Consider the following 26,924-nt stretch of genomic DNA (forward strand, 5'->3'; position numbering starts at 1 on the left):
GGACGGCTCCCGCGCCGGCTCGCGGGCTCCAAGCCCTGGGACCTCACGGGATGCCGTCCGCCACCAGCACATTGACATGATTTCGTTAGACAGGGACCTCGATCGTCCGGGCACTTGCCCGATCGCCGCGAGGCCCCGGCTCAGGGCCGGGGCGGGTGGGGATCAGGCGCACTGGCTTCCCGCGGCGGGGCTGGACCCCAGCCCGGCGCGGGGCGGTCGGGCGGATCGAATATGCCGGCAAACGCCCGCGCGGCGTGCTGCCCGTCAGCCGTGAGCCGCGAACAGCTCCACCGCCGCGTCCAAGATCCGGCCGCGCGTCCGGGGGCCTTCCATCAGGACCTCGTGCCGGGCGCCGTCGATCATCTCCAGCCGGCCGCCGGGCCAGTCGGCCATCCGGCGGTGGATGCGGCCGGGATCGACGATGGCTTCCTCGGTGCCGAGGAACGCCACCACCGGCACCCGCGGCGACGGTCGCGCGGCCAGCCCCCGCATCTCGCGCAGCGCCTCGTTCAGCCAGCGCAGCGTTGGCCCGCCGAGCGCCAGCTCGGGATGGGCGCGCAGCTGCTGCACCAGCTGCTGGAAGCTCTCGCGGTGGGTGGTCAGGGCGTTCTCTTCGAACCCGACGCTCAGGATGTAGCTCTCGGGGAGCTGGCCGGGGGTCAGGACGCCGGACAGGCCGACCGTGCGGGACAGGGTCGACAGGCTCCACGCCACGCCGCGCCGCGACGGCGTGAGGTTGAGGCCCCACATCGGCGCCGAGAAGGCCGCCGCACGCACCGGCAGGTCGCCGGTCAACGCGCGCAGCCCTATGCAGCCGCCCATCGAGTGGGCGAGCAGGTACAGCGGCTGCGGCAGGCCCTCGTCCCGGACGAACCGCAACAGCGCGGCGACGTCCGCCTGGTAGTCGCGGAACGCCGCCACGTGCCCGTGCGCCGGGCGGCGGTGCACCCGGCCGGAGATGCCCTGGCCGCGCCAGTCCACCACGGCCGACGCGTAGCCGCGGGCCAGGAGTTCGCCCGCGACGCCGCCGTACTTCTCGACGTACTCGGTGCGGCCGGGGAAGATCAGCACCGTTCCCTTCGGCGCACCGTGGCCCCAGGCCGCGACCCGGATCGTCACGCCGTCCATCGTCGCGACCCACGCCGCGACGCCGCCCTCGGGGGCGTCGGCGACGTCCTCGAAGAGGGGCGCGCGCATCTCCGTCGCGGCGGTCACGTCCAGCACGTCAGCCGAGAAGCGAGGACAGCTTCATCGCCATCCCCATGTCGCCGTCGACCTTCAGCTTGCCCTGCATGAAGGCGGCGGTCGGGTTCTGGTCGCCGTCGAGGATCGCCCGGAACGTGTCGGCGTCGGCCGTCAGCGTCACGTCGGCCGGCGCGTCGCCCGCCCGCGCGCCGTTCTCGTCGATCATGACCGTCCCTTCGCCGTCGATCACGAACTTCGCCGTGCCGTCGAACCCCTCGCCGGCCATCTTGGCGTTCAGCTGGGTCACCGCCTCGTCCACCACTGCGCTCATGCCTTGTCCTTTCTCACATGTGATGGGCCCGGTGCTGGTCGGCACCGGGCCCGCTCTGCTACAAGGCCGTTATGGGTACGCCAGGGCATCTCTTCAAATCTACCGTCGCGTCCCTCCTGCTCGCAGTCGGGTATTCCCTACCCCTCGCCGCACAGGGGGCGGACGTGGACGCGCTGCTGCAGCAGCTGGCCGAGGCCGAGCCGGGGCAGGACGCCCGGATCGAGAGCCAGATCTTCGCCGAATGGTCGAAGAGCGGGTCGCCCGCGATCGACCTGCTGCTGCAGCGCGGGCAGGACGCGCTGGACGCAGGCGACTGGACCACGGCCGCCGAGCATTTCACCGCCGCCATCGACCACGACCCCGACTTCGCCGAGGCCTACCACGGCCGCGCGACGGCCTACTACATGACCGGCCATATCGGCCCCGCCCTCGACGACCTGCGGCAGACGCTGGTCCTGAACCCGCGCCACTTCCGCGCGATGCAGGGCTTCGCCGTCATCCTGCAGGAGCTGGACCGCCCCGAGGACGCGGTGGAGGTGCTGCGCCAGGTCCACGCGATGCACCCGGCCGACGAGACCGTCGCGGACGCGCTCGAACAGCTGGAGCTGATGCTGGGCGGCCGCACGCTCTGACCGGCACCCACTGACGGGGCCGCAGGTTGCGCTCGGGCGCGGCGACGTTATCTCTGCGGACGAGCGATCGAGGATTCCCCAGGCATGGCCGATACCGGACGCGTCCTCGCGGTCCTCGGGCCCACCAACACCGGCAAGACGCACTACGCGATCGAGCGGATGCTGGGCTACCGCACCGGGGTCATCGGCCTGCCGCTGCGCCTGCTCGCGCGCGAGGTCTACGACCGCATCGTCGCCGCCCGCGGCCCGTCCTGCGTCGCCCTCGTCACCGGGGAGGAGCGGATCGTGCCGCCGCGGGTGCAGTACTGGGTCTCCACCGTGGAGGCGATGCCCGAGGGGATCGGCCCCGACTTCCTCGCCGTCGACGAGATCCAGCTGTGCGCCGACGCCGAGCGCGGACACGTCTTCACCGACCGGCTCTTGAACGCCCGCGGCCGGCACGAGACGCTGTTCATGGGGTCCGAGACGATGCGCGGCGCCATCGCGGCGCTGGTGCCGGGGGTGGAGTTCCAGAAGCGCGAGCGCTTTTCGACGCTGACCTTCACGGGTTCGAAAAAGCTCAGCCGGATGCCCGAAAGGTCGGCCATCGTCGGCTTCTCGGTCGAAAACGTGTATGCCATCGCCGAGCTGCTCCGCCGCACCAAGGGCGGCGCGGCCGTCGTGATGGGTGCGCTGTCTCCTCGGACGCGGAACGCGCAGGTGGCGATGTACCAGCGGGGCGAGGTGGACTACCTCGTCGCCACCGACGCGATCGGCATGGGGCTCAACCTCGACATCGACCACGTCGCCTTCTCCGCCATCGAGAAGTTCGACGGCCAGCGCTGGCGCCACCTCGGCCCCGACGAACTGGCGCAGATCGCCGGCCGCGCCGGGCGCTACCAGTCGCCGGGCACTTTCGGCATCACCGGCGAGGTGCGGGGCCTCGAGGACGAGGTGGTTTCGGCCATCGAGAACCATTCCTTCCGCCCGGTGACCAAGCTCCAGTGGCGTAACGCGAACCTCCGCTTTGGCTCCATCAAGGCCCTGATCGCGAGCCTCGAGGAGCGGACGGACAATCCCTGGCTCACCCGCGTGCGCGAGGCGGACGACCTGTCGGCGCTGAAGACGCTGGCCGAGGATCCGCTCGTCGCCGCCCGCGCCAAGGACGGGCCGGCGGTGCGCCTTCTCTGGGACGTCTGCCGAATCCCCGATTTCCGCGGCATCAGCCGGGGCGAGCACACGGCCCTTCTCACCCGGATCTTCGCCGACCTGCACGACCGCGGGCACGTGGACGAGGCGTGGTTCGCGGGGCAGGTTTCGCGAATCGACAGGCCCATCGGGAACATCGACCAGCTGTCCCGGCGTTTGGCGTATATCCGCACATGGACCTACGTCGCGCAGCGGACCGGCTGGCTGGCCGAGGAAAGACGTTGGCGGGACGAGACCCGCGCGGTAGAAGACCGACTGTCCGATGCGCTCCACGCCGCGCTGACGCAGGCGTTCGTGGACCGGCGGACCAGCGTGCTCGCGCGGCGGCTGAAGCAGAAGGAGAGCCTGGTGGCCGAGGTGAACGACAAGGGCGAGGTGAGGGTCGACGGCGAATTGCTCGGCCGGCTGGAGGGCTTCCGCTTCCGGGCCGACAAGACGGCGAGCCCCGACGAGGCGAAGACCGTCGCGCGCGCCGCGCGCGAGGCGCTGGCGCCGCACCTGACGCTGCGGGCCGACCGGTTCTACAATGCGCCCGATACCGAGATCGACTTCACCGAGCAGGGTGGCCTGATGTGGGGCGAGTCGGCTGTCGGCAAGCTGACCAAGGGCGCCGTCCCGCTGAAGCCGCAGGTGGAGCCGTTCGTCGACGACGAGGCGCCGGACGAGGTGCGCGAGAAGGTGCGCCGCCGCCTGCAGCACTTCATCGACCGCAAGATCGCCGCGGCGATGGAGTCGCTGATCGCGCTGCGCGACGACGCGACGCTGGCCGGGTCGGCCAAGGGCTTCGCCTTCCGCATGGTCGAGAACTTCGGCGTGATTCCCCGCGGCGACGTCGCCGACGAGGTCCGCGCCCTCGATCAGGAGGCGCGCGGGGCCCTGCGCAAGCACGGCATCCGGTTCGGCCAGTTCACCGTGTTCCAGCCCGCGCTGCTGAAACCCGCGCCGACCCGGCTGCGGCTGGTGCTGTGGAGCCTCGCAAAGGGCCTCGACGAGTTCCCCGAGGCGCCGCCGCCCGGCCTCGTCACCGTGCCGGCGGCCAAGGGAGCGGAGCCGGGCTATTTCGCGATGGCCGGCTACCGCGCCGCGGGCGACCGCGCGATCCGCATCGACATGCTGGAGCGCCTCGCCGACATGCTGCGCGACAAGGACAGCCGCGGCGGCTTCGAGGCGAGCGCCGACATGCTGTCGATCACCGGCCTCACGCTGGAGCAGTTCGCCGGCCTGATGGAGGGCCTCGGCTACCGCGCCGAGAAGGGCGAGCGACCGAAGGTTCGCGCCTCGGACACGCCCGACGTGCCGGCGCCCGAGCCGACGCCGCCCGGCCCCGACGCGCCGCCCGAAACGCCGGACCCCGGCACCCCCGACCTGCCGCCCGAACCGACCCAGCCGCCGGGCCCGGACGTGCCCGCGCCGGACCCGACGCCGACCGAGCCGGACGTGCCCGAGACCCCGCCCGAGCCCGGCACCCCCGACATCCCGCCGCCCGAGCCCGAGCCGTTCCATCCGCCGCAGCCGGACGAGACGCCCCCGGCGACCCCGCAGGAGACCCCCGTGGAGGAGCCGCCCGAGGCACCCCCGTCCGCTCCGGTCGAGGTCCCCGGCGACATGCCGGCCGAGATCCCGCCCGGGACCACCATGGCAGACGAAGCGCCGGCGGAGACCGAGACCTTCTACACCTTCACCTGGGCTGGTCGCGGCCGGGGGGAACGGCGGGGCGGCGAACGCCGGCAGGAGGGGCGCCGCGACGGACGCGAGGGCCGCGACGGCGCACCCGAGGGCCGCCGAGGCAAGCCGCAGGGGCAGAAGGGCCGTCCCAAGGGGCCGAAGCGCGACCGCGAGGACCGCGGCGGCAAGCCCAAGGTGGCCTCCGCCGCGCCACCGCGCGAGAAGCGGGACAAGCCCATCGACCCCGACAACCCGTTCGCCGCCGCACTCGCCGGCTTCAAGACGAAGTAACCTCCGCCGTCCGGTGGCGCGCGTGATGGACGGGCCACGCCCGACGATCCGCCTCGACAAGTGGCTGTGGCAGGCGCGCTTCTTCAAGACACGCGGCCTCGCCGCCACCCTCGTCACGGCCGGCCGGGTCCGCGTGAACGGCCAGCGCACCGAGAAGCCGGGTCGCGCCGTGGGCGCGGGCGACGTGCTGACCTTCCCGCAGGCGGGCCGGGTGCGGGTGATCCGCGTCGAGGATCTTGGCGCCCGCCGGGGGCCCGCAACCGAGGCGCAGGCGCTGTATGTCGACCTCGAGCCGCCTGCGGAAAGTGAAGCGCCGGGCGCTTGAATGATCCCGCCGCGGGGGCTAGTCAGGCCCGCGACCGGACGACAGGACCTTCCCCCCGTGACCTACATCGTCAACGACAGCTGCATCGCCTGCAAGTACACCGACTGCGTCGAGGTGTGCCCCGTGGATTGCTTCTACGAGGGCGAGAACATGCTGGTGATCCATCCCGACGAGTGCATCGACTGCGGCGTGTGCGAACCCGAGTGCCCGGCCGACGCGATCCGCCCGGACACCGAGCCGGACATGGAGAAGTGGGTCGAGTTCAATCGCAAGTACGCCGAGATGTGGCCGGTCATCGTGACCCGGAAGGATCCGCTCCCCGATGCCGAGGAGATGGACGGCAAGCCTGGCAAGATGGAGCTGTTCTCCGAGAAGGCGGGCGAGGGCGGCTGACCGATTCGGCCGGGGCGAAAGCCTCGGGCGCTTCGCTAAAACCCTGAGAAGCGGGCAGATTTCCGCTGCGTCAGCCGGCGCCCCTTCCGGAGCGGGCCGATTCGTGCTATATCCTCTGCAGATGCTGCCATTCGACACCTGATCCGGCCAGTTCGACCTGCACGTCCCGACGGAGCCAAATCCTCCGCCGGGCGTTTTGTCCCTGTGCGGACGTGATGTCCTGGGAAGGATGCCATGACGAAAGCCAAGAAGAACGATTTCCGACCTGACGAGTTTGTCGTCTACCCCGCCCACGGCGTGGGCAGGATCGTGTCCATCGAGAAGCAGGAGGTCGCGGGCTTCGAACTGGAGCTGTTCGTGATCTCGTTCGAGAAAGACAAGATGACCCTGCGCGTGCCGACCCACAAGGCGACCGAGGCGGGCCTGCGCTCGCTGTCCACGCCCGACGTCGTCGCCCACGCGATGAAGACGCTGAAGGGCAAGGCCAAGGTCAAGAAGGCCATGTGGTCGCGCCGGGCGCAGGAGTACGAGCAGAAGATCAACTCCGGCGACCTGATCGCGATCGCCGAGGTGGTTCGCGACCTGCACCGCGCCGACGACCAGCGCGAGCAGTCCTACTCCGAGCGCCAGCTCTACGAGGCCGCGCTGGAGCGACTGACCCGCGAGATCGCCGCCGTCGCCGGCAACGACGAGGACGCCGCGGCGAAGGAGATCGACAGCGTGCTGGTCAGCCGCGCCGCGGCCTGAGCGGGGAGGTCAGACCGAGTTTCGGAAGCCGCCCCTCGGGGCGGCTTCTTCACGTCCAGGGGCGGCCTGGGCGTTCTTGCCGGTCCGGGCGTCGTCTGCGCGGCCGTTCCCCGTCCTTGTCTTGTCTCCCGGCCATCGGGGTCCCGGGTCAAGCCCGGGACGGGTGAGGCTCCATACGACCACGCCCCCAGACGAACACCCGCCCCGGCCCTGAGCCGGCGGCCGGGGCGTCTTTGCCAATCGGGGCGTCGTCTGCGCGGCCGTTACCCTTGTCTCCCGGCCGTCGGGGTCCCGGGTCAAGCCTCGGGACGGGTGAAGCTCCGTACGACCACGCCCCCGAACGAACACCCGCCCCGGCCCTGAGCCGGGGCCTCGACCCGCAAGAGCGGCCCAGGCCTAACCCCGAACAAGCTCCCCTTGGACCCGGCGCCACCACCCCACCTACAGCGCCCGCCACCCGATGTCCCGCCGGCAGAAACCCTCCGGCCAGTCGATCGCGTTGACCATGGCGTAGGCCGCGTCCCGCGCCTCTCGCAGGGTCGCGCCTCGTGCGGTGACGTTCAGCACCCGCCCGCCGGTCGCCACCAGGCGACCGTCCTGCCGCGCGGTCCCGGCGTGGAACACCATCTGCAGCGAGGTCTCGGGCAGGGCCTCCAGCCCCCCGATTTCCGTGCCCTTTCGGTAGGCCCCCGGATAGCCCTCCGCCGCCATCACCACAGTCAGCGCATGATCGTCGGCGAAGGACGGCCGCGCCTCCGCCAGACGCCCCTCGGCGCAGGCCTGCATCAGATCCAGCGCCTGCGCGCCGAGGCGCATCATCAGGACCTGAGCCTCGGGGTCGCCGAAGCGGACGTTGTATTCCACCAGCCGGGGCGCTCCGCCCGCAATCATCAGCCCGACGTAGAGGACGCCCTGGTAGGGCGTTCCCCGCCGGGCCATCTCGGCCATCGTCGGGCGGACGATCTCGTCCAGCGCGCGCGCCTCCACCTGCGGCGTCATCACCGGCGCGGGGGAGTAGGCGCCCATGCCGCCGGTGTTCGGACCGGTGTCGCCCTCGCCAACGCGCTTGTGGTCCTGCGCGGTGCCGATGGGCACCACCGTCTCGCCGTCCACGAGGACGAAGAAGCTCGCCTCCTCGCCGGTCATGAACTCCTCGATCACGACCTCGGCGCCCGCCGCGCCGAACTCCCCGCCGAACATGTCCTCGATCGCGGCCTCCGCCTCGGCAAGCGTCTCGGCCACCACCACGCCCTTGCCCGCGGCGAGGCCGTCGGCCTTGACCACGATGGGCGCACCCGCCGCGCAGACGTAGTCGAGCGCGGCCTGCCGCTCGGTGAAGCGGGCATAGGCGGCGGTCGGCGCGCCGGCTGCGTCGCAGATCGCTTTCGTGAAGGATTTCGACGCTTCCAGCCGCGCAGCGGCGGCCGAAGGTCCGAAAACGGAAAGCCCGGCGGAGCGGAGCTTGTCGGCGATCCCCACCGCGAGCGGCGCCTCCGGTCCCACGATGACGAAGTCGACGGCGTTGCCCGCGCAGAATTCCGCCACCGCGTCGCCGTCGAGGATGTCGAGGTCGGCGCACTCGGCGATGGCCGCGATGCCGGCGTTGCCAGGCGCCACGATCAGCCGGTCGCATTTGGGATTCTGCGTGACCGCCCAGGCCAGCGCGTGCTCGCGCCCGCCGGAGCCGAGGATGAGGATGTTCATGGGCCGCCCGCCTTTCCCCCGAAGCGGCGCCGTTCTAGGGTGCAGGCCGAGCAGAGGACAAGCCCCGATGGACCTTTTCGAGGACGCCCCTGGCCCCGGAGAGGGCGAAGGCGGCAACGCCCACGAGTTCACCGTCTCGGAGATCTCCGGCGCGGTGAAGCGCACGCTGGAGAGCGAGTTCGGCTGGGTGAAGGTCCGCGGCGAGGTCGGCCGCGTCAGCCGGCCGCGCACCGGGCACATCTACTTCGACCTCAAGGACGACCGCTCCTGCCTCGCCGCCGTCACCTGGAAGGGCCAGGCGGCGCGGCTGCGGCACCTGCCCGAGGAGGGGATGGAGGTCGTCGCCACCGGCCGGATGACGACCTTCGGCCCGCAGTCCAAGTACCAGCTGGTGGTCGAGGACATCCGCCCCGCCGGCGCCGGCGCGCTGATGGCGATGCTGGAGGAGCGGCGGAAGAAGCTCGCCACCGAGGGGCTGTTCGACGCGGCCCGCAAGCGCCCGCTGCCGTTCCTGCCCGAGGTGATCGGCGTCGTCACCTCCCCCACCGGCGCGGTGATCCGCGACATCCTGCACCGCCTGCGCGATCGCTTCCCCCGCAAAGTGCTGGTCTGGCCGGTCGCGGTGCAGGGCCGCGGCAGCGCCGAGCAGGTGGCGGCGGCGATCGAGGGCTTCAACCGCCTGTCGCGCGGCGGCGCGCTGCCCCGGCCCGACGTGCTGATCGTCGCCCGCGGCGGCGGCTCGCTGGAGGACCTCTGGGGCTTCAACGAGGAGATCGTGGTCCGGGCGGCGGCGGGCTCGGCGATCCCCCTGATCTCCGCCGTCGGGCACGAGACCGACACGACGCTGATCGACCACGCTGCCGATTACCGCGCGCCCACGCCCACCGCCGCGGCCGAGCGGGCGGTGCCGGTGCGTCTCGACCTGATGGCGGCGACCGAGAGCTTCGGCGCCCGCCTCGCCCACGCGGCAGGGCAGGGGGTCGCCCAGCGGCGGCAGCGGCTGACCGACCTCGGCCGGGCGCTGCCGCGCCCCGAGACGCTGCTGGCCGGTCCGCAGCAGCGGCTGGACAATCTCGGCGACCGGCTGCCCGGCGCGCTGCGCGCCGCGACGCACCGCAAGGCGATGGAGCTGGCGCGGCTGCCGCTGTCGCCCGCGACGCTGTCCGCGCGGGTGCGGCACGACAGGCGCGTGGTCGGCGAGCTGGAAGGCCGCGGCCGGGCGGCGCTGACGCGGCAGGTGGAGCGGGCGCGCGAGCGGCTGGCCCGGCGCACCGACGCGCTCCGGCCCGAGACGATGGCGGTCCGCCTCGCGCGGCTGTCCGAGCGGCTGGACGGCCTCGGCGCCCGCCTGCGTCCCGCACTGGTGACCACGGAGATCGCGCGCGAGCGGGCGCGGCTGGAATCGCTCGACCGCCTGCGCGAGACGCTGGGCTACGAGGCGACGCTCGCCCGCGGCTTCGCCGTGGTGCGCGCCGGCGACGCCGTGGTCACCCGGGCGGCCGAGGCCGAGCGGGCGCCGGCGCTGGAGCTGCAGTTCCGGGACGGCCGCGTGACCGTCGGCCGCGGCCCGGCGCCGCGCCGCAAGGGCGGAGAGCCGGACGAGGGGCAGGGCACGCTCCTGTAGGGTGGGTGAAACCCGCCATGGGGGTCGTGTCGGTTGGTTTTACCCACCCTACGGGGCCGGCCATCATCCGTCGCGTCGAGATTTCCGTCGGCCGCGTTCACCCGGCCGACGCGCCGCCTCACACCCCGTAGTCCGGACACACCAGAGCCAGCTCGTCCTCGGTCACCTCGTAGAGGTAACTCACCGCCGGGTCGTTCACGAACTCGGCCCGCAGCCCCGAGCCTTCCTCGTAGAACCGCCAGCACTGATCCGGCTCGAGGGTCTCGTAGGAGAAGCAGATCATGCCCGGCTCTCGCTCCTCCCAGACCCCCGCCTCGCACTCGCCGCCGACGAAGGCCCAGGTGACGCGCCGCCCTTCGTGGTAGCGCTCGACGCCGTAGGGCCCCTCGGCGGTGCCGTAGGTCAGGGTGCGGCCGGTGACGTAGGCCTCGAACTCGGCCGCGGACATGGCGTCCTGAGCGGCAGCGGGGGCGGCAAGCGCGGCGAGAAGTGCCGGGATGAGGAACCGTGTCATACTGCGCAGAGTGACAGAGCGGTCGCCGCGCCGCCAGTCACTCGCCCGCGAGCGCGCGGACCCGCGGGTCCATGACCCGGCGCCAGGCGCGGGGCCAGAGCGCGAGGCACGCCATCACCGGCAGGCTGCGCGGCAGCATCGGCGCGCTGGGCGGCAGGCGCAGGCCCGGATAGGCGCGCGACGGGGCGGCGTGGTGGTCGGAATGGCGCGGCGCGTTCAGCATCAGGGCGGAGGAGGCCGGGTGCGGGCTGTTCCAGGAATGGCCGGGGGCGACCGGCTCGGGCCGGCCGTCGGGGCGCAGGGGGCGGCGCAGGCCGTAGTGCTGGACGTAGTCGGACAGCAGCAGCTGCAGCTGCGCGAAGGCGGCGAGCGACAGCAGCACAAGGGCGCCGCGCGGGCCGCCGAGCAGCGCCGCCGCGACCAAGGTCGCGGCCGCACCGCCGAGGTAGACGAGGTACGGGTTCTCCCGCCGCGGCCGGCCGGCCCGCGCCAGCCGCTCCCGCTCTGCCGCCAGTCCGGCGCGGAACGAGCCGGTCCAGGCGCGGTGGGCGTAGCGCCAGAATCCTTCGCCCAGGCGGGCGGAGTTGGGGTCGCGGGCCGTCGCCACGAACCGGTGATGCACCAGCGGATGCGCCGAGGCGTGGTGCCCGAAGAGGAGCGATACGTAGATCGCGACGCCGAGGCGGCGCAGGGCGCGCGTCGTCCTGTGGATCAGCTCGTGCGCGTTGGAGTTCGAGACCTGCCCGAAATACAGCCCCGCCGCGACGTAGGTGGCCAGGGCGCTCGCTGCGCCCGCGTCGCCCAGTCGGGCGACCAGCAGCCCCAGCAGCGCGAAGTGCGCGATCCCCAGCGTGACCGCCAGCGCGGTGCCGGCGGGGAAGCCGTCGTCGTCCGGCTGGTGCGGCGCCGCGCGGGCGGCCAGCAGATCGACTCCCGCGATCAGCAGAGTCATGGACGCCAGCGCCGCGACCGCCCACAGGCCGCCCCACAGCGCACCGGCCGCGATCAGCGGCACGGGCAGCAGCGTGGCGAGGGCGAAGAGCGGCATGGGACAGACGGGCTGGCGACGGATGCGGCCCCGGGTAGCATGGCGCCGGGGCGAAAGGGAGGCGGCACGATGGCGCTCTGGGCGGCCGGCGCCGGGCTGGTCTCGGCGGCATGGTACCTCGTGGCGTTCGCAGCGGTCGAGCGCACGTCGGCACTGCGCAGCGCGGTCAAGACCGTGGCGATCGCGACGCTGGCGGGGGCGGTGGCGCTATCCGGCGGACCGGCGCTGCTGGCCCTCGCCCTGGCGCTCGGCGCTGCGGGCGATCTCGCGCTGTCGCGACCGGGGGAGAGGGCGTTCCTCGCCGGCGTCGCGGCCTTCGCTCTGGCGCACCTCGTGTACGTCGCGCTGCTCGCGGGCCAGCCGGCTGCCGACCTGTCCGGCTGGCGGATCGCCGCGGCGGTCGCCCTCTGCACCCTGGCCGCCGTCATGGCGGCGCGCCTGTGGCGGGCGGCCGGCGCGCTGCGCGGGCCGGTCGTCGTCTATGCCGCGATCATCGTTGCGATGGGCTTCGCCGCGCTGCGCGCCGCGGACCCGCGGCTGGCGCTGTCCGCCGGGCTGTTCGTCGCGTCCGACGCGATCCTGGCGGCCGAACTGTTCCTGCTGCGGCCCGGCCACCCGGCCCGGCGATGGACGCCCTACGCGGTGTGGATCCTCTACGTCTCGGCGCAGTGGGGACTGGCGCTGTCGCTGTCGGGCGGCCTTTTCATCGCGGCGGGCAGGGGCTAGGTCACGGGGCAGCAACGGAGGCCCGATGTCCTTCTTCAAGAAACTCCGCGACCGCATGTTCCGCTCGTCGTCGAAGCTCGACGAGGGGCTGGAGGCGATCGTCGAGGAGGGCGGCGAGACGGCGGAGGCCGACGCGCCCGTCGCCGACGCGGCGCCGCGGGCGGAGCCCGCTCCGCCGGCTCCCGAGCCCGCGCCGAAGCCGGACAGCGAGCCGCCCGCTCCGGCGCCGGAACGCCGGGACGTCACGCCTCCCGCCCCCGACCGGGTCCCGCCGCCCGCCGACCCGGCGCCGGCCGACGCGGGCGACCCGCAGGACCGTCCCGCCCCGGCGCCAGAGCCGAACGCGCCGCCCGTCGCGCCCCCGCCGACGACCCCCGGCGCGACGCCGCCGGGCATGGCGCCCGAGCCGCCGGCTGCCGTGCCCGAGCCGTCGCGTCCCGCCCCGGAACCGGCCCGCCGCGAGCCGGACCCTCCGCGGCCGGCTCCCGAACCGCCCCGCCCGGCTCCCGAACCGCCCCGCCCTGCTGCCGAGCAGCAGCCCGTTCCCCTGCCGATCCCCGAACCGGAGCCGGAGCCCGAGGAGGCGCGCCGCGGCGGCTTCCTCTCGCGCCTCTTCCGCCGCGACGAGGGGCCGGTTGCCCGCCGCGTCCTCGACGACGAGATGCTGGAGCAGCTGGAGGACCTGCTGATCCAGGCCGACATGGGCGTCGACACCGCGCTGCGCGTCACCGCCAACCTCGCCGAGGGGCGGATGGGCCGCCGTTTGTCGGTGCGCGAGATCAAGGAGGCGCTCGCCGCCGAGGTCGCGCGCATCATGGCGCCCGTCGCCCGGCCGCTGCCGCTGTATCCGTCCAAGCCGCAGGTCGTCCTCGTCGTCGGCGTCAACGGCAGCGGTAAGACCACCACCATCGGCAAGCTCGCCAGCCAGTTTCGGGCCGCCGGCAAGGGCGTGGTGATCGCCGCCGGCGACACGTTCCGCGCCGCGGCGGTGGAGCAGCTGCAGGTCTGGGGCGACCGTGCCGGCGTGCCGGTGATGACCGCGCCCGAAGGGTCCGACCCCGCCTCCCTCGCCTTCGACGCGATGGAGCGGGCGAAGCGCGAGGGGGCGGACCTGCTGATGATCGACACCGCCGGGCGGCTGCAGAACCGCGCGGATCTGATGGAGGAGCTGGCCAAGATCGTCCGCGTGATCCGCAAGAAGGATCCGGACGCGCCGCACAACACCCTGCTGGTGCTGGACGCCACGACCGGCCAGAACGCCCTCACCCAAGTGGAGATCTTCCAGAAGATTGCCGACGTCTCCGGCCTCGTGATGACCAAGCTCGACGGCACCGCCAAGGGCGGCGTCCTCGTCGCGCTGGCCGACCGGTTCGGCCTGCCGATCCACGCCATCGGCGTCGGCGAGCAGATCGACGACCTCGCCGCCTTCGACCCCGAGGAATTCGCCGCCGCGCTGGTGGGGCTGGAGGGGTGAGAGCGGCCGTCGCCGTGCTGCTGGCGCTCGCCGCGCCGGCCCGCGCCGACTGCACCGCCGAGTTCGCCGCCTTCGCCGAGGTCTTCCTCGGCGGCTGGCATGAGGATCTCTCCCCCGCGCCCCTGATCGAGGAGGCCGGTGGCCGCTGTTTCCTCACCATCGACGACCCGGATCCGACCTTTGCCGCCGACTGGCGCCTCGCCCCGACCGGGGACGTGACGACGCTCGACCTCAAGGGGGCGACCCTTCCGGCCGGGCCGGGGCAGTGGTTCGCACGCCTGATCGCGATTCACGACGCCCGGGCCGGCACGGTGCGCGTCGAGATGGCGACGCTGTATCCGCCCGGCGGAGGCCTCTTCGATTTCCGCGGCACGTTGTCGGGGATCGACCTGTCCAGCACCACCCAGGCGCAGCTGTCGCTCAGCGGCGTCACGCTGGAGGAAGCAGAGCTGACCTCGGATCTGCCCGCGCCGTTCCCGCAATTGACGAACGGCGTGCCGGCTCTCGCCGAGGGCATCACCGACGGCGGAGGACAGGCGGCCTGGGCTGACTTCCTCGCCGCGCATGGCGCGGGCCGGCTGACCGCGCGGATCGAGCGGGCGCCGCGCCTGCCGATCCTGCCGCTGTTCCGCACCTACCTCTTCGGCGAGGCGATGACCTTTTCGGGGCCGATGCTGCGCGATCCCGTCGCGTGGCAAGCTGCCCTCGACTGGACGCCTGCCGGTGCGAACTGACCTAGTCGTTCTTGGGGTGGGTGCCCGTCGCCCGCTCGATCCGTCCCAGCAGGTACAGGACCACGACCGTGATCACCGTGGCAAGCGCGGCGAGCGGCACCTGCCCGGCGCCGCAGGCCAGACCGATGGCGCCGGCCAGCCACAGAGAGGCGCCGGTCGTCACGTTGCGCACCTCGCCGCCGCTGGTGAAGATCAGCCCCGCGGCGAGGAACGCGACCCCCGCCGTCACCGCCTCGATCAGGCGCAGCGGATCGACCCGCTTGTCGTCCACGTCCCCGAAGTCCAGCGCCGAGATCTCCATCCCCGCGACCACGAACAGGCAGGCCGCCATCGCGACCAGCATGTGGGTCCGCAGGCCCGCCGGCTTCTCCTTGCGCTCACGCTCGAACCCGATGACGGCGCCGAGGGCGATGGCCGCGCAGAGGCGCAGCGATGCGGTGCCCAGCGGCACCGCGGAGAAGGAGCTGGTGAGGTCCTCGAAGATGCGTTCGAACATGTTCCCTCGGGTGGCATGACATCTGCGTGTCAACCGCGCCGACCGTCGCCGGTTCCGGCATGAGCGAGTGGCTCGCCGCCATCGCCGGCACGCCCGAGGGCGCCCTCGCCGCGACCATCCTTGCCCTGATCTCGGCGGTCGCGCACGCGGCCTTCGGCGCGCTGCAGAAGGGCCGGCACGACCCCTGGCTGATCCGCGGCTCCATCGACTTCTGGCTGGCGCTGATCTCGGCCCCGGTCGCGCTGTTCCTGGTGCCCTGGCTGAACGGCGAGGTGGCGCTGATCCTCCTCGGCGCGCTCGGCATCCACTTCGTCTACAAGCTGACAGTCGCGCTCGCCTACGAACGGGCGGCATACACGGTCGTCTACCCGGTGATCCGCGGCACCGGACCTCTCGTCACCGTGCTGGCCGCGTCGGTCATCTTCCACGAGCACTTCTCGCTGCTGCAGTGGCTGGGCGTCCTCTGCCTGTCGGCGGGGATGATGCTGCTCGCCGCGCGGAACTACGCGCAGGAGCGGCTGGATCGCCGCAACCTCGTGATCGGCCTCTTCTGGGCGGTCGCGGGCGGGCTGATGGTCGCGCTCTACACCGTCTACGACGCCTACGGCATCCGCGTCTCGCCCGACCCGTTCACCTTCCTCGCCTGGTTCTTCTTCGTCACCGCCCTCGACTTCCCGCTGATCGCGTACCTGCGCTACCGCCGCACGGGGGCGCCGGACGGCGTGGGCAACCTGATGGGCCGCGGCATCGCGGGCGCCTTCATCGCCTGGGTCAGCTTCGGCGGCGTGATGCTGGCGACCTACCTCGACAAGGTCGGCGAGGCGGCGGTCCTGCGCGAGACCTCGACCATCTTCGCCGCCCTCATCGGCTGGTTCGTCCTGGGCGAGACGGTGGGGCCCCGGCGGCTGGCCTTCATGGGGCTGATCGCGCTGGGCGCGGTGATCGTCGAGTTCGGCGGGTGACCGGCGGGCTGGAGGTGGAGGAGGTGCTGGACCTCGACCTGCGCCTGCTGCGCACCCCGGCCGGCGCGCCTCTCGACCCGTCTGCCCACCGTGCAGCTCTGGAGCGCTCGCTGCCCCGGTCGCGGCACGCGGCGGTGCGCCGGGGCGGCGCGCTCGTCGCCTATGCCTACCTCTGGCCGCTGGAGGAGTCCGGCGCGTGGTTCGCCGGCGGCCTCGCGATCGCGCCGGGCCACCGAAGCGCCCCGGTCATTCGCGAGTTGCGGGACACCGTCGCGAACCTGCTGCGCGCCGAGGGCGTCCGCGTCCTGCACAGCCACGTCCGGACGGGCAACGCCGCGTCGCTGCGCCTGCATCGCCGTCTCGGCTTCCGCGAGGTGCGGCGGTCGGACGAGGCCGTCGCCTGTGTCCTCGACGTGACCGGCCCGACCTTCCAGAACGGCGCGCGACGTGCGATCAGGGCGCCGGCCGACGCAGGCGGGAGCAGACCATGACCGAACGCCCGATCAACCCGATCCTCAAGCAGGCGCTGGAGTTGGGCCCCACGATCCTGTTCTTCCTCGCCTACCTGCGGCTGCGCGACGGCACCTACACGATCGGCGGCACCGAATATTCCGGCTTCATCGTGGCCACGCTGCTGTTCGTCCCGGTCCTGCTGGTGGCGATGGCGATCCTCTGGGCGCTGACCCGGCGGCTCAGCCGGATGCAGGTCTTCACCGCCTTCATGGTGATCTTCTTCGGCGCGCTGACGGCGTGGTTCAACGACGAGCGGTTCTTCAAGATGAAGACGACCATCGTCTACGGCTGCTTCGCCATCCTCCTCGGGATCGGCCTGCTGCAGGGCAGGAGCTACCTGCAATGGGTCATGGGAGAGCTGCTGCCGATGGAGCGGGAAGGGTGGATGATCCTGACCCGCCGCCTGACGGCCATGTTCGCCGTCCTCGCGGTGGCGAACGAGGTCATCTGGCGGACGCAGTCGACGGACCTCTGGGTCAAGCTCGAGACCTTCGCCTTTCCGGCTGTCCTGTTCCTGTTCCTGTGGGTGCAGATCGTCGCGCTGCAGAAGTACGTGATCGAGGACGAGCCGCCGGCCTCCTGACCGGCCCGCTCCGGTTGTGCGCCTCTGGTTCGCCCGATCCTCGCCTTATCTGCGCCCCGGACCGCGGGGATTGAAACTTCATGTCTGATTTCTCCCTCCGGTTGCGGACCCGCGTCCGCCGCGTGCCGCCGCTGAGGCTGCGGGACATTGCGGCGCCGCTGGCGCTGTCCCTCGTCTTCGCTCTCGCCGGCGCCGCAGGCATCGCCGAGCCGTCCGCGTTGTTGCTGGCCGCCGGAGCGGCCCTGGCCCTGCAGGCCTGGCTGCGGATCCCGGCGATCGTGCGCTCTCAGGACGGGGCGGGGCAGGCGGTCGCCATCGCGGTGCTCGTCCTCCTGGCCGGGGCGGTCATCCTGGGGGCGCCGACGGAGGTCCTGGTCATGTACGGGCTGACGGCATACCTCACGATCCGCCTTGCCCGGGCCCTGACCGAGGTGCGGCTGGCCGAAGCGGACCATGCACTGCCGCCCCGGCGGCGCCGGGCCACGGTCCGCGCCCAGACCGCGAGCATCGCGCTCGCGGCCTCGCTGGCGCTCTCCGCCATCGGCGACCCGGCGATCTGGGTGGGCGGCGTCGTCCTCCTGCGCCTCGTGCTGCACCCGGTCCACTGGATCGCCATGCGCGGCACCGCGCGCGGCGACGCTTGACGCCGGGGCGCGCCGGGCCTATCCCCGGCGCCGTGGCGATTTGTCAGCCGGATTGCGGGCCACGTTAAACATTCCGCTAAAGAGGTGAGGAGGACGACTGCGCCCCGCACCGCTTATCGGCTGCGGGGTATTTTTATGGCCGGCGAGGCGACGATGACGAACTGGGACAGGCGGACGAAGGCGGTGCATGCGGGCACCCGGCGCAGCCAGTACGGCGAGGTCAGCGAGGCGATCTTCCTCACCCAGGGGTTCGTTTACGACACCGCCGAGGCGGCCGAGCAGCGGTTCACCAAGGCGGGCGACGACGAGTTCATCTATGCCCGCTACGGCAACCCCACGGTCCGCATGTTCGAGGAGCGGATGGCCGCGCTGGAAGGGGCGGAGGACGCCTTCGCCACCGCGTCCGGCATGGCGGCCGTCAACGGCGCGCTGATGGCGATGCTGAAGGCGGGCGACCATGTCGTCTCGTCCCGCGCGCTGTTCGGGTCGTGCCTCTACATCCTCGAGGACGTGCTGCGCCGGTTCGGGGTCGAGATCACCTTCGTCGACGGGACCGAGATCGCGCAATGGATGGCCGCGATCCGCCCCGAGACGAAGGCGGTGTTCTTCGAGAGCGTGTCGAACCCCACGCTGGAGGTGATCGACATCCGCGCGGTGTCGGATCTGGCGCACGAGGTCGGAGCCACGGTCATCGTCGACAACGTCTTCGCCACGCCAAGCTACAGCCGTGCGATCAGCCAGGGCGCGGACGTCGTCATCTATTCCGCGACCAAGCACATCGACGGGCAGGGCCGGGTCCTCGGCGGCGTGATCCTCGGCACCCGCGAGTTCATCCGCAAGACGGTGGAACCCTACCTCAAGCACACCGGCGGGGCGCTGTCGCCGATGTCGGCGTGGCTGCTGCTGAAGGGGCTGGAGACGATGGACCTGCGGGTCCGCGCGCAGGCGTCCGCGGCCCAGCGGCTGGCCGAGCGGCTGACCGGCCACGACAAGCTGAGATCGGTGATCTATCCCGGCCTGTCCTCCCACCGCCAGCACGCGCTGGCGATGGAGCAGACGGGGTCGGGCGGGACGGTCCTGTCGTTCGACGTCGGCTCGAAGGAGGCGGCGTTCCGGGTGCTGAACGCCCTGCAGATCATCGTCATCTCGAACAACCTCGGCGACGCCAAGTCGATCGCGACCCATCCCGCAACGACCACCCACCAGCGCCTCAGCGAGGAGCAGCGCGCGAAACTCGGCATCGGGCCCGGGCTGATCCGCCTGTCGGTCGGCCTCGAATCCCCCGCCGACCTCGAGGCGGACATCCTGCAGGCGCTGGAGCAGGCGTGAGGCGGGGCAGGGCCGACGCGCCGTGAGGCCGTTCCTGATCCTGCAGCTCCGCCCTGAGGACGAGGCGGCGGACGAGGAGTATTCCGCCTTCCTCGCCCGCGGCGGACTTTCTCCCGCGCAAACCCGCCGCGTCCGGCTCGACCAGGGCGCGCTGCCGCCGCTGTCGCTGGCGGACTATTCCGGCGTGATCGTCGGCGGCGGGCCGGGCTGCGTCAGCGACCCGCCCGAGGACAAGGACCCGGTCGAGGCGCGGATCGAGGCCGACATCCTCGGCCTGATGCCGCAGATCGTGGGCGACGACGTGCCGTTCCTCGGCTGCTGCTACGGCCTCGGCATCCTCGCCGCGCATCTCGGCGGCGAGGTGTCCAAGGCGCGCTACGGCGAGCCCGTCGGCGGCGTGGAGTGCCGCCTGACGGAGGAGGGCCGGGCCGACCCGTTGATGGCAGACCTGCCGGACACGTTCCGCGCCCTCGTCGGCCACAAGGAGGCGGTGCAGGCCCTGCCGCCGGGCGCCGTCCATCTCGCCGCGTCGGACCCGTGCCCGTTCCAGGTGATCCGGACCGGCCGCAACGTCTATGCCACGCAGTTCCACCCCGAGGCGGACGGAAACAGCTTCGCGACCCGGATCGCCGTCTACCGCGACCGCGGCTACTTTCCGCCGGACGAGGCCGACGCGCTGACCGCGCGCGTGCTGGCCGAACGCATCACCGCGCCCGAGGCGATGCTGCGCGCCTTCGTGCGGCGCTACGCCGCGGCCTGACGGGCGGCGCGGTTGGAAAACCTGTCGAAACCGCCCATATCAGGGGCATCGGGACGCGCACGGGGAGCGCAGGCCATGGACCAGATGACGAAAGAGCGGACGCCGGACCGGGCCGCCGCGGAGCGGGCGCTGAACGTCCTGCGCGACTGGGTCGCGTCCTCGACGCCCGAGGAGGTCGCGCAGCTCGACCCGCTCGTCTCGCGGCTGATCCCGGGGCAGGAGGTGTCGAACTATCCCGCCCTTGCCCGCGCCTACCCCGAGGAGTTCGAGGTGGACGAGGCCTATCGCGCCTCGATGCCCGATCTGCAGAACGGACCGACCAGTCTGATCCGCGGCGCGAAACGGATGATCCAGCATGTCGGCATCTCGAACTTCCGGCTGCCGATCCGGTTTCACACCCGCGACGACGGCGACCTGACGCTCGAGACGTCGGTGACGGGCACCGTCAGCCTCGACGCCGGGCGCAAGGGCATCAACATGAGCCGGATCATGCGGTCCTTCTACCGCTACGCCGGCGAGACCTTCTCGTTCGACGTGATCGAGAGGGCGCTCGACGACTACATGACCGACCATGCCAGCTTCGACGCGCGGATCCAGATGCGGTTCTCGTTCCCGATGAAGCTGCGGTCCCTGCGGTCGGGGCTGGAGGGGTTCCAGTACTACGACATCGCGCTGGAGCTGGTGGACAAGGGCGGGGTGCGCAAGAAGATCTTCCACCTCGACTACGTCTATTCGTCCACGTGCCCCTGTTCTCTTGAACTTTCCGAACATGCGCGCCAGTTCCGCGGCCAGCTCGCCACGCCGCACTCGCAGCGCTCGGTGGCGCGGATTTCCGTCGTCGCGCCGGAGGGGCACCCGACCCTGTGGTTCGAGGATCTCGTCGACCTCGCCCGCCGGGCGGTGCCGACCGAGACGCAGGTGATGGTCAAGCGCGAGGACGAGCAGGCCTTCGCCGAGCTGAACGCCGCGAACCCGATCTTCGTCGAGGACGCCGCCCGCCTGTTCTGCGCCGAGCTGCTGGCCGACCCCCGCGTCGGAGACTTCCGCGTCATCGCGAGCCATCAGGAGAGCCTGCACAGCCACGACGCCGTCAGCGTCCTGACCGAAGGGCCGACCTTCGAGGCCGACAGCCTGGACCCCAAGCTCTTTCACACGCTGTTCCACGTCGGCTGACGCGACACCGGGTGCAGGGACCGGTTTCGCGAGCTCTGCCCGCGGCTTGACACCGCGCGGGCCGGCGGCGAAGGCTCGCCCATGCTCGACCTGCGCCCCGTGGGATACGTCATCGGCCTTCTCCTCGGCGCGCTGGGCCTTGCCATGCTCGGCCCGCTGGTAGCCGACCTGGCCGCGGGCAACGGCCACTGGCCGGCCTTCGCCGAGAGCGCGGTCATCACCATCCTGTGCGGCGCGCTGATCGCGCTCGCCTCGTCCAACGGGGTGGGGCAGGGGCTGACGATCCGGCAGAGCTTCCTGCTGACCTCGGGCACCTGGATCATCCTGCCGCTGTTCGGCGCGCTGCCCTTCATGCTGGGACGGCCGGACCTGCCGCTGGTCGACGCCTTCTTCGAAAGCGTGTCGGGCGTGACCACCACCGGCACCACGGTGTTGACCGGCCTCGACACGCTGCCCGCGGGGATCCTGCTGTGGCGGGGCATCCTGCAATGGCTCGGCGGCCTCGGGATCATCATCGTGGCGCTGCTGTTCCTGCCGGTCATGCGGGTGGGCGGCATGCAGTTCTTCCAGGCCGAGGGGTTCGACACGCAGGGCAAGATCCTGCCCCGCGCCCTCGACATCAGCTGGGCCCTGCTGAACGTCTACCTGATGCTGACGGGGGCGATCTTCGCCGCCTACTGGGTTCTCGGCATGACCGCGTTCGAGGCGGCGGTGCACGCCTTCACCACCGTCGCGACGGGGGGCTTCTCGACCACCGACGCCAGCTTCGCCGCCTGGCCGGGGCCCGAGCAGTACGTGGCCACGATCGGCATGATCCTGTCCAGCCTGCCCTTCGTGCGGCTGATGCAGCTGACCGCCGGCCAGCCGATGCCGCTGGTCCGCGACAGCCAGGTCCGGGCCTACATCCTGTGGATCGCGATCGCCGCGGCGCTGGTGATCGGCTACCGGGCGCTGGTGCTGGGCGAGCTCAGCGAGGACACGTTCCGCAATTCGCTGTTCAACGTCGTGTCGATCATGTCGGGCACCGGCTTCGGCGACGGCGACATCTCGGCCTGGGGGGCGTTCCCGCTGGTGGTGTTCTTCTGCGTCGGCGCGATCGGCGGCTGCACCTCGTCCACCGGCTGCTCGATCAAGGTGTTCCGCTACCAGATCCTGTTCCGCGCCATCGCCGCCCAGATCAAGCGGCTGCACTCGTCGCACCGGGTCGTGTCGATCCGCTACGAGGGCCGGACCGTAGGGGAGGGGGTGCTGGATTCCGTGATCCTGCTGTTCACCCTGTTCATCCTGTCTCTGGGGCTGCTGACGGTCGCGCTGTCGCTGACCGGTCTGAGCTACCTGTCGGCGATCACGGGGGCGTGGACGGCGATCTTCAACATCGGCCCGGCCTTCGGCGCCGAGGTGGACGCGACGGGGGCGATCCCGGATTTCCCCGAGACGGCGAAGTGGCTGATGTCGGCGGGCATGATCGCCGGCCGGCTGGAGATCATCGCGGTGATCGTGCTGTTCCTGCCGCGGTTCTGGCGGGGGTAGGGGCGGGGTAGGCGTCCCGACGTCGTTTCAGCGTCGTCGCTGTATCGTCCCGTCCGGACTCAGCCCCGCCAGCGGCCCGGGCAGCGTCTGGCCGCCCCCCGGCCAGACGCTTCCTGTCGACCTGCGAGACGATCAGGGTCGTCCGAGCGCTGAGGCATGAAACCGCTCCCACCGCCGCGTCGGAGCGTCTGACCGCGGCCAGACCCTGCCCTCCGTGGATCTCATGGACGTCGCGCCCCGGGCTTGACCCGGGGCCCCGCGAGGCGAGGGTGCCGCGGCCCATCGAGGCCCCGGATCAGGTCCGGGGCGGGTGGTTCTATGTGGCGGGCCGATGGCCCGCGCCGTTTCGGGATTCACCTTCAGGCGACGAGGGGCGGCCAGCGCCGCCGCCCCCTCCCGTCTACTCCCAGCAGCTCACCAGCGTCGCGACCTCGCCGCCGAGGCGGGTGAGGCGCTCGCGGGTGACGGCGGTGCCGCCCTCCACCGCCTCGACCTGCAGGCCGGCGCGGCCGATGGAGGCGAGCAGCGCGTCGGTGTCGGCGAGGAAGTGCACGCCCTGCGGCAGCGCCGGGCCGCCCGCCGGCCCGTCCTCCAGCAGCACCCCCAGCACCCCGCCCGAGCCGTCGAACACCGGGCCGCCCGCGTCGCCCTCGCTGATCGCGATGTCGAGGCGCTTCACCTCGTCCTCGCCGTTCAGGCCGCGGATGTCGGCGAGCGTGCCGAAGGTCACGGCGGGCGCCGCGATGACGCCGCCGAACGGATAGCCCGCGACCGCGATCTCGGATCCGATCCGCGGCACGCCGGTCTGGAACCGGGCGACGCCGATCGGCGCCATCGGCGACACCGGCTGCAGCACCGCGATGCCGAGCGCCTCGTCGAGATGCGCCACCCGCGCCTCGGTGCCGTCGTCGATGGTCACCTCGCCGCAGCCGGCGACCGCGCCCGCGACCGTCAGGACCCGGCCGGTGCCGTCGATGAACACGCCCGAGCGGGTGCGGATCGGCTGCCGGATCGCGAGGCCCGAGACGAGGTCCACCGCCTGCTCCTCGCCCGCCGCGGCGAGCGCGGGGTCGAGGACGCCGTCGATCCGCAGGAAGCTGGCCCGCATCTCGTTCAGCACGCGGGTCCGCCGCTCCTCGTCGTTCGCCGGCCAGACGAGGGTGAAGCCCTTGATCTCGCCGTTCTCGAGGCTGGCCTCCGTGTACGAATGGATCCGGCCGTTGCGCCCTTCCAGCGTGAAGCTCGAGGCACCGCGCTGGCGCTCGCCCTCGGGCGGCACGATCTCCAGCGTCTGCATGATCTCGTACAGCCCGTAGAGCCGGTCCTGGTCCCCGGGCTGCGAGATCAGAAGGACGGTGACCGGCAGGTCGCCCGTGGCTTCGTAGCGGGCAAAGGGCGAGTCGTAGGCGGCGAAGTCGACGACGCCCATCGGCAGGATCATGTCGATGCCGGCCCGCCGGTCGGTGACCCGGCGCAGGCCCATCCCGTCGAGGACGGAATTGTAGGCGTCGAACAGGGCCGCACGCTGGCGCGTCGTCAGGACGCCGGTCGCCTCGTAGCCGTTCGCGGCCTGCCAGGCCCCCATCGCGGTGCGGGTGCCGCGGCCGAACAGGCCGTCGATGGTGGAGTCGTAGAAGCCGGCCCATTGCAGGGCGACCTGCAGCTGCATCTTCTCGTCGCGGCTCAGCTGCGCCTCGCTCTGCTGCGCCTCGTAGACGGTCTCGTCGGGTTCCGGCTCGGGTTCGGGCTCCGGCTCCGGCGCCGCGGGCTCGTCCACCGGCAGGATCACCGTCTGTCCCTCCGCCGGGGCGGCAGGGTCGTCGCCGTCGGTGGCGTCGGCGTTCGCCGAGACGCCGCCGGGCAGCGGCTGCGGGCTGGTCGGGGCGCCGACTCCCACCGGCCAGAACTGCTGGCGGAAGTTGCCGCCGTCGACGATGAAACTGTCCGAGGGGATAGAGCCGGCGCCGCGCAGCTGCGACAGCACCGCGCGCGCGTCGTCGTCGGCGTAGGGGCCGAGCGCGACCGCGTACCAGCCCGAGGCGAGGGCGTAGCCGACGACATTCTCGATGGCGCCGGCATAGGCGCGGACCCGCTCCTGCGCGCCGGACAGGGTCGGGCGCGCCTCGATCTGCACCCATACCCCGTTCTGCGCCATCGCCGCCGGCGCGGCGAGCGCCAGCCAGAGAACCATCGTCACCCAGGACCAGACCCGCGTCATGCAAACTCCCCTTCGCCCCGTCCGGGGCGGTCATTGATCGATCGGCGGCGAATCTAGCGAAACCGCGGCGGGGCGCATGGCAAAAGCAAGTGATTTCGCAACTTCCGCCGCCAAGCGTGTCCCGTGGGACCCGTCGATTGACCGCCTGACGGCCGGCGCGTAGGACACGGGCCAGCCGCCGCCGGAGGGCCCGTTCGATGACCGACACGCCGAAGAGCTTCCAGGAGATCATCCTGCGGCTCCAGACCTACTGGGCCGGGCAGGGCTGCGCGATCCTGCAGCCCTACGACATGGAGGTCGGCGCCGGCACCTTCCACCCGGCGACCACCCTCCGCGCACTCGGCCCGAACGCCTGGGCCGCGGCCTACGTCCAGCCCTCGCGCCGACCGACGGACGGCCGCTACGGCGAGAACCCGAACCGGCTGCAGCACTACTACCAGTACCAGGTCCTCATCAAACCCAGCCCGCCGGACCTGCAGGACCTCTATCTCGGCTCGCTCCGCGCCATCGGGATCGACACCGCGCTGCACGATATCCGCTTCGTCGAGGACGACTGGGAGAGCCCGACGCTGGGCGCCTGGGGCCTCGGCTGGGAGGTCTGGTGCGACGGGATGGAGGTGAGCCAGTTCACCTACTTCCAGCAGGTCGGCGGCCACGATTGCGCCCCTGTCTCGGGCGAGCTGACCTACGGGCTGGAGCGGCTGGCGATGTACGTCCTCGGCGTCGACCACGTGATGGACATGCCGTTCAACGACCCGTCCGCGCCCATCGCGCTGAAGTACGGCGACGTCTTCCGCCAGACCGAGGCGGAATATTCCCGCCACAACTTCGACGCCGCGAGCGTCGAGATGCTGCTGCGCCACTTCGAGGACGCCGAGGCCGAGTGCCGGCGCCTGCTGGACGCGCCCGCCGAGGATCCGCGCACCGGGCGGCGGATCGTCATGGCGCACCCCGCCTACGACCAGTGCATCAAGGCCAGCCATCTGTTCAACCTGCTGGACGCGCGCGGCGTGATCTCGGTCACCGAGCGGCAGGCCTATATCGGCCGGGTCCGGGCGCTGGCCAAGGCCTGCGCCGACGCCTTCGTGCAGACCGAGGCGGGGGGCGCCGCGGCGTGACCGGCCGGCTGCTGATCCTGCTGATGCTGGTCTCGGCGCTCGCCGTCGGCGCGGGCGTCTGGTACGCGCAGGTCTACGCCTACTACGAGGAGCCCAGCCTCGAAGAGGCGGGCGGCGTGGTCCTGACGGACGGCGAGACCGGCGAGGTCCGCGAGATCCCGGTGGAGTTCTTCCAGGCCATCGACAGCGACAGCTCTCCCATCCGGTTCCGCGCCTGCTTCGACCTGGGCGAGCGGGTGGACGCGGTGGCGTGGGCCGCGCCCTACGAGGGGGCGCAGCCGCTGGTCGCGCCGGGCTGGTTCGACTGCTTCGACGCCGGGGCGCTGGATGCCGCGCTGTCGGACGGCGGGGCGACGGCCTACCTGGGGGTGGGCGACATCCACTACGGGATCGACCGGGTCGTGGCCGTGGCGCCGGATGGCAAGGGCTGGATGTGGCACCAGATCAACCGCTGCGGCGCGGCGGTCTTCGACGGCGGCGCCCCGCCCGACGGCTGTCCGCCGCCGCCGGAGGGCACCGCTCGGCAGGGCGCCGCGCCGAACTGAAGGCAGGTGGTGGCATGTCGCCCGCCTCCATCTCATCGTTGCACGGCGCGGATCTCGCGGTCGACGGCGGCGATATCGGCCGCGGCCTGGCGGAGCCGTGCCGCGGTCATCCGCCGCAGCAGCCTGTGCCCGTGACCCTTCGCCGGGTCTTCGCGGGCATCCGGTCGCCGACCCCGGCCCCGCCGGGCGCCGGCGAGCTCGTGCAGGGCGTCCCGGACCGGATCGGGCGGAAGGCTCGGCGGTCCTCTCGCGCAGTCGGTCCGCAAGCGGAGTCGCAACATCGGTTGGGAGCGGCGCGTCGAGCGACGGCGGGAGGATCAGGACATGCCACCGATCGCTGCCGCGCGTCGGCCTGTAAGCTACCCTTAGCCGCGCCTGAAATCGCCCGGCCACCAATTTCCGAGGTGAAGGAGGCGGCCGGCCTGCCGGCGAGCAGTCCGTGGATAATGCCAAGCCTCAGGAAGCGTTCTTC

General features: G+C 72.0%; 26 protein-coding genes and 1 riboswitch. Of the genes, 19 read left to right on the top strand and 7 right to left on the bottom strand.

Features of this window, described 5'->3' with window-relative positions; translation table 11 throughout:
- Positions 1-264 precede the first annotated feature (264 nt).
- On the bottom strand, positions 265-1,197 hold the full coding sequence (locus tag A37W_RS0107850; protein ID WP_040753683.1) for an alpha/beta fold hydrolase: 933 nt from the start codon (positions 1,195-1,197) through the stop codon (positions 265-267).
- 28 nt (positions 1,198-1,225) lie between these two features.
- Positions 1,226-1,516: an SCP2 sterol-binding domain-containing protein gene (locus A37W_RS0107855; protein WP_018302482.1), complete on the bottom strand. Its 291-nt coding sequence runs from the start codon at positions 1,514-1,516 to the stop codon at positions 1,226-1,228.
- A 164-nt stretch (positions 1,517-1,680) separates the two neighbouring features.
- On the opposite strand from A37W_RS0107855, the gene A37W_RS0107860 reads away from it, so the two are divergent.
- From A37W_RS0107860 to A37W_RS0107880, 5 genes are all read left to right on the top strand, one after another.
- Positions 1,681-2,148: a tetratricopeptide repeat protein gene (locus A37W_RS0107860; protein WP_018302483.1), complete on the top strand. Its 468-nt coding sequence runs from the start codon at positions 1,681-1,683 to the stop codon at positions 2,146-2,148.
- Positions 2,149-2,232: 84 nt separating this feature from the next.
- The gene (locus A37W_RS0107865) at positions 2,233-5,292 is read left to right on the top strand and encodes a helicase-related protein (RefSeq protein WP_018302484.1); all 3,060 of its coding nucleotides are present in this window, start codon (positions 2,233-2,235) and stop codon (positions 5,290-5,292) included.
- Positions 5,293-5,317: 25 nt separating this feature from the next.
- Positions 5,318-5,617 (top strand): RNA-binding S4 domain-containing protein, encoded by a 300-nt coding sequence (locus A37W_RS0107870; RefSeq protein ID WP_051081039.1) that lies wholly within the window; start codon positions 5,318-5,320, stop codon positions 5,615-5,617.
- A gap of 57 nt (positions 5,618-5,674) precedes the next feature.
- Positions 5,675-6,010: a ferredoxin FdxA gene (gene fdxA / locus A37W_RS0107875; protein ID WP_018302486.1), complete on the top strand. Its 336-nt coding sequence runs from the start codon at positions 5,675-5,677 to the stop codon at positions 6,008-6,010.
- A 234-nt stretch (positions 6,011-6,244) separates the two neighbouring features.
- Positions 6,245-6,757, top strand: a complete 513-nt coding sequence (locus A37W_RS0107880) for a CarD family transcriptional regulator (protein WP_018302487.1) — start codon at positions 6,245-6,247, stop codon at positions 6,755-6,757.
- 441 nt (positions 6,758-7,198) lie between these two features.
- Here the strand turns inward: A37W_RS0107880 and purD are convergent, their stop codons facing one another.
- Entirely contained in the window at positions 7,199-8,461 is a 1,263-nt protein-coding gene (purD, locus tag A37W_RS0107885) for a phosphoribosylamine--glycine ligase (RefSeq protein ID WP_018302488.1), read from the bottom strand.
- A 67-nt stretch (positions 8,462-8,528) separates the two neighbouring features.
- Between purD and xseA the strand changes: the two genes are divergently transcribed.
- Positions 8,529-10,085: an exodeoxyribonuclease VII large subunit gene (xseA, locus tag A37W_RS0107890; protein WP_018302489.1), complete on the top strand. Its 1,557-nt coding sequence runs from the start codon at positions 8,529-8,531 to the stop codon at positions 10,083-10,085.
- Between the two features lie 118 nt (positions 10,086-10,203).
- On the opposite strand, the gene A37W_RS0107895 is transcribed toward xseA, so the two are convergent.
- On the bottom strand, positions 10,204-10,599 hold the full coding sequence (locus A37W_RS0107895; protein WP_026198362.1) for a hypothetical protein: 396 nt from the start codon (positions 10,597-10,599) through the stop codon (positions 10,204-10,206).
- A 37-nt stretch (positions 10,600-10,636) separates the two neighbouring features.
- Positions 10,637-11,647: an alkane 1-monooxygenase gene (locus A37W_RS0107900; RefSeq protein ID WP_018302491.1), complete on the bottom strand. Its 1,011-nt coding sequence runs from the start codon at positions 11,645-11,647 to the stop codon at positions 10,637-10,639.
- Positions 11,648-11,716: 69 nt separating this feature from the next.
- Here A37W_RS0107900 and A37W_RS21230 point away from each other — a divergent pair, with 69 nt between their 5' ends.
- The 3 genes from A37W_RS21230 to A37W_RS0107915 are packed head-to-tail and all read left to right on the top strand — an operon-like array spanning position 11,717 to position 14,581.
- Positions 11,717-12,373: a lysoplasmalogenase family protein gene (locus A37W_RS21230; protein WP_018302492.1), complete on the top strand. Its 657-nt coding sequence runs from the start codon at positions 11,717-11,719 to the stop codon at positions 12,371-12,373.
- Between the two features lie 25 nt (positions 12,374-12,398).
- Positions 12,399-13,847, top strand: a complete 1,449-nt coding sequence (ftsY, locus tag A37W_RS0107910) for a signal recognition particle-docking protein FtsY (protein WP_018302493.1) — start codon at positions 12,399-12,401, stop codon at positions 13,845-13,847.
- Positions 13,844-14,581, top strand: coding sequence for a hypothetical protein (locus A37W_RS0107915; RefSeq protein WP_018302494.1), 738 nt, complete (start codon positions 13,844-13,846; stop codon positions 14,579-14,581). The genes ftsY and A37W_RS0107915 overlap by 4 nt, the downstream gene beginning before the upstream one ends.
- Before the next feature lies 1 nt (position 14,582).
- Here A37W_RS0107915 and A37W_RS0107920 read toward each other — a convergent pair whose 3' ends face one another.
- Entirely contained in the window at positions 14,583-15,077 is a 495-nt protein-coding gene (locus A37W_RS0107920; RefSeq protein ID WP_018302495.1) for an MgtC/SapB family protein, read from the bottom strand.
- A 59-nt stretch (positions 15,078-15,136) separates the two neighbouring features.
- Between A37W_RS0107920 and A37W_RS0107925 the strand changes: the two genes are divergently transcribed.
- From A37W_RS0107925 to A37W_RS0107960, 8 genes are all read left to right on the top strand, one after another.
- Positions 15,137-16,039 carry an EamA family transporter gene (locus tag A37W_RS0107925; protein ID WP_018302496.1) on the top strand — a complete coding sequence of 301 codons (903 nt, stop codon included), beginning with the start codon at positions 15,137-15,139 and terminating at the stop codon, positions 16,037-16,039.
- Positions 16,036-16,530 (top strand): GNAT family N-acetyltransferase, encoded by a 495-nt coding sequence (locus tag A37W_RS21235; protein WP_018302497.1) that lies wholly within the window; start codon positions 16,036-16,038, stop codon positions 16,528-16,530. The genes A37W_RS0107925 and A37W_RS21235 overlap by 4 nt, the downstream gene beginning before the upstream one ends.
- Entirely contained in the window at positions 16,527-17,135 is a 609-nt protein-coding gene (locus A37W_RS0107935; RefSeq protein WP_018302498.1) for an inner membrane-spanning protein YciB, read from the top strand. The genes A37W_RS21235 and A37W_RS0107935 overlap by 4 nt, the downstream gene beginning before the upstream one ends.
- Positions 17,136-17,215: 80 nt before the next feature.
- Positions 17,216-17,779: a hypothetical protein gene (locus A37W_RS0107940; protein ID WP_047772344.1), complete on the top strand. Its 564-nt coding sequence runs from the start codon at positions 17,216-17,218 to the stop codon at positions 17,777-17,779.
- Positions 17,780-17,801: 22 nt separating this feature from the next.
- A riboswitch (SAM riboswitch) is annotated at positions 17,802-17,880 on the top strand.
- 52 nt (positions 17,881-17,932) lie between these two features.
- Positions 17,933-19,108, top strand: coding sequence for an O-succinylhomoserine sulfhydrylase (gene metZ / locus A37W_RS0107945; RefSeq protein ID WP_040753691.1), 1,176 nt, complete (start codon positions 17,933-17,935; stop codon positions 19,106-19,108).
- 22 nt (positions 19,109-19,130) lie between these two features.
- The gene (locus tag A37W_RS0107950; protein WP_018302501.1) at positions 19,131-19,868 is read left to right on the top strand and encodes a glutamine amidotransferase; all 738 of its coding nucleotides are present in this window, start codon (positions 19,131-19,133) and stop codon (positions 19,866-19,868) included.
- 75 nt (positions 19,869-19,943) lie between these two features.
- Entirely contained in the window at positions 19,944-21,041 is a 1,098-nt protein-coding gene (gene folE2, locus A37W_RS0107955) for a GTP cyclohydrolase FolE2 (protein WP_018302502.1), read from the top strand.
- A gap of 81 nt (positions 21,042-21,122) precedes the next feature.
- Complete coding sequence (locus A37W_RS0107960) at positions 21,123-22,571, top strand: TrkH family potassium uptake protein (protein ID WP_018302503.1); 1,449 nt, start codon at positions 21,123-21,125, stop codon at positions 22,569-22,571.
- 400 nt (positions 22,572-22,971) lie between these two features.
- Here the strand turns inward: A37W_RS0107960 and A37W_RS0107965 are convergent, their stop codons facing one another.
- Entirely contained in the window at positions 22,972-24,789 is a 1,818-nt protein-coding gene (locus A37W_RS0107965; RefSeq protein WP_018302504.1) for a trypsin-like peptidase domain-containing protein, read from the bottom strand.
- Between the two features lie 197 nt (positions 24,790-24,986).
- Here A37W_RS0107965 and A37W_RS0107970 point away from each other — a divergent pair, with 197 nt between their 5' ends.
- Positions 24,987-25,907 (top strand): glycine--tRNA ligase subunit alpha, encoded by a 921-nt coding sequence (locus A37W_RS0107970; RefSeq protein WP_018302505.1) that lies wholly within the window; start codon positions 24,987-24,989, stop codon positions 25,905-25,907.
- On the top strand, positions 25,904-26,452 hold the full coding sequence (locus A37W_RS0107975) for a DUF6446 family protein (protein WP_018302506.1): 549 nt from the start codon (positions 25,904-25,906) through the stop codon (positions 26,450-26,452). Before A37W_RS0107970 ends, A37W_RS0107975 begins: the two co-directional genes overlap by 4 nt.
- Positions 26,453-26,924 lie beyond the last annotated feature (472 nt).

Source organism: Wenxinia marina DSM 24838 (assembly GCF_000379485.1).
GTDB lineage: Bacteria > Pseudomonadota > Alphaproteobacteria > Rhodobacterales > Rhodobacteraceae > Wenxinia > Wenxinia marina.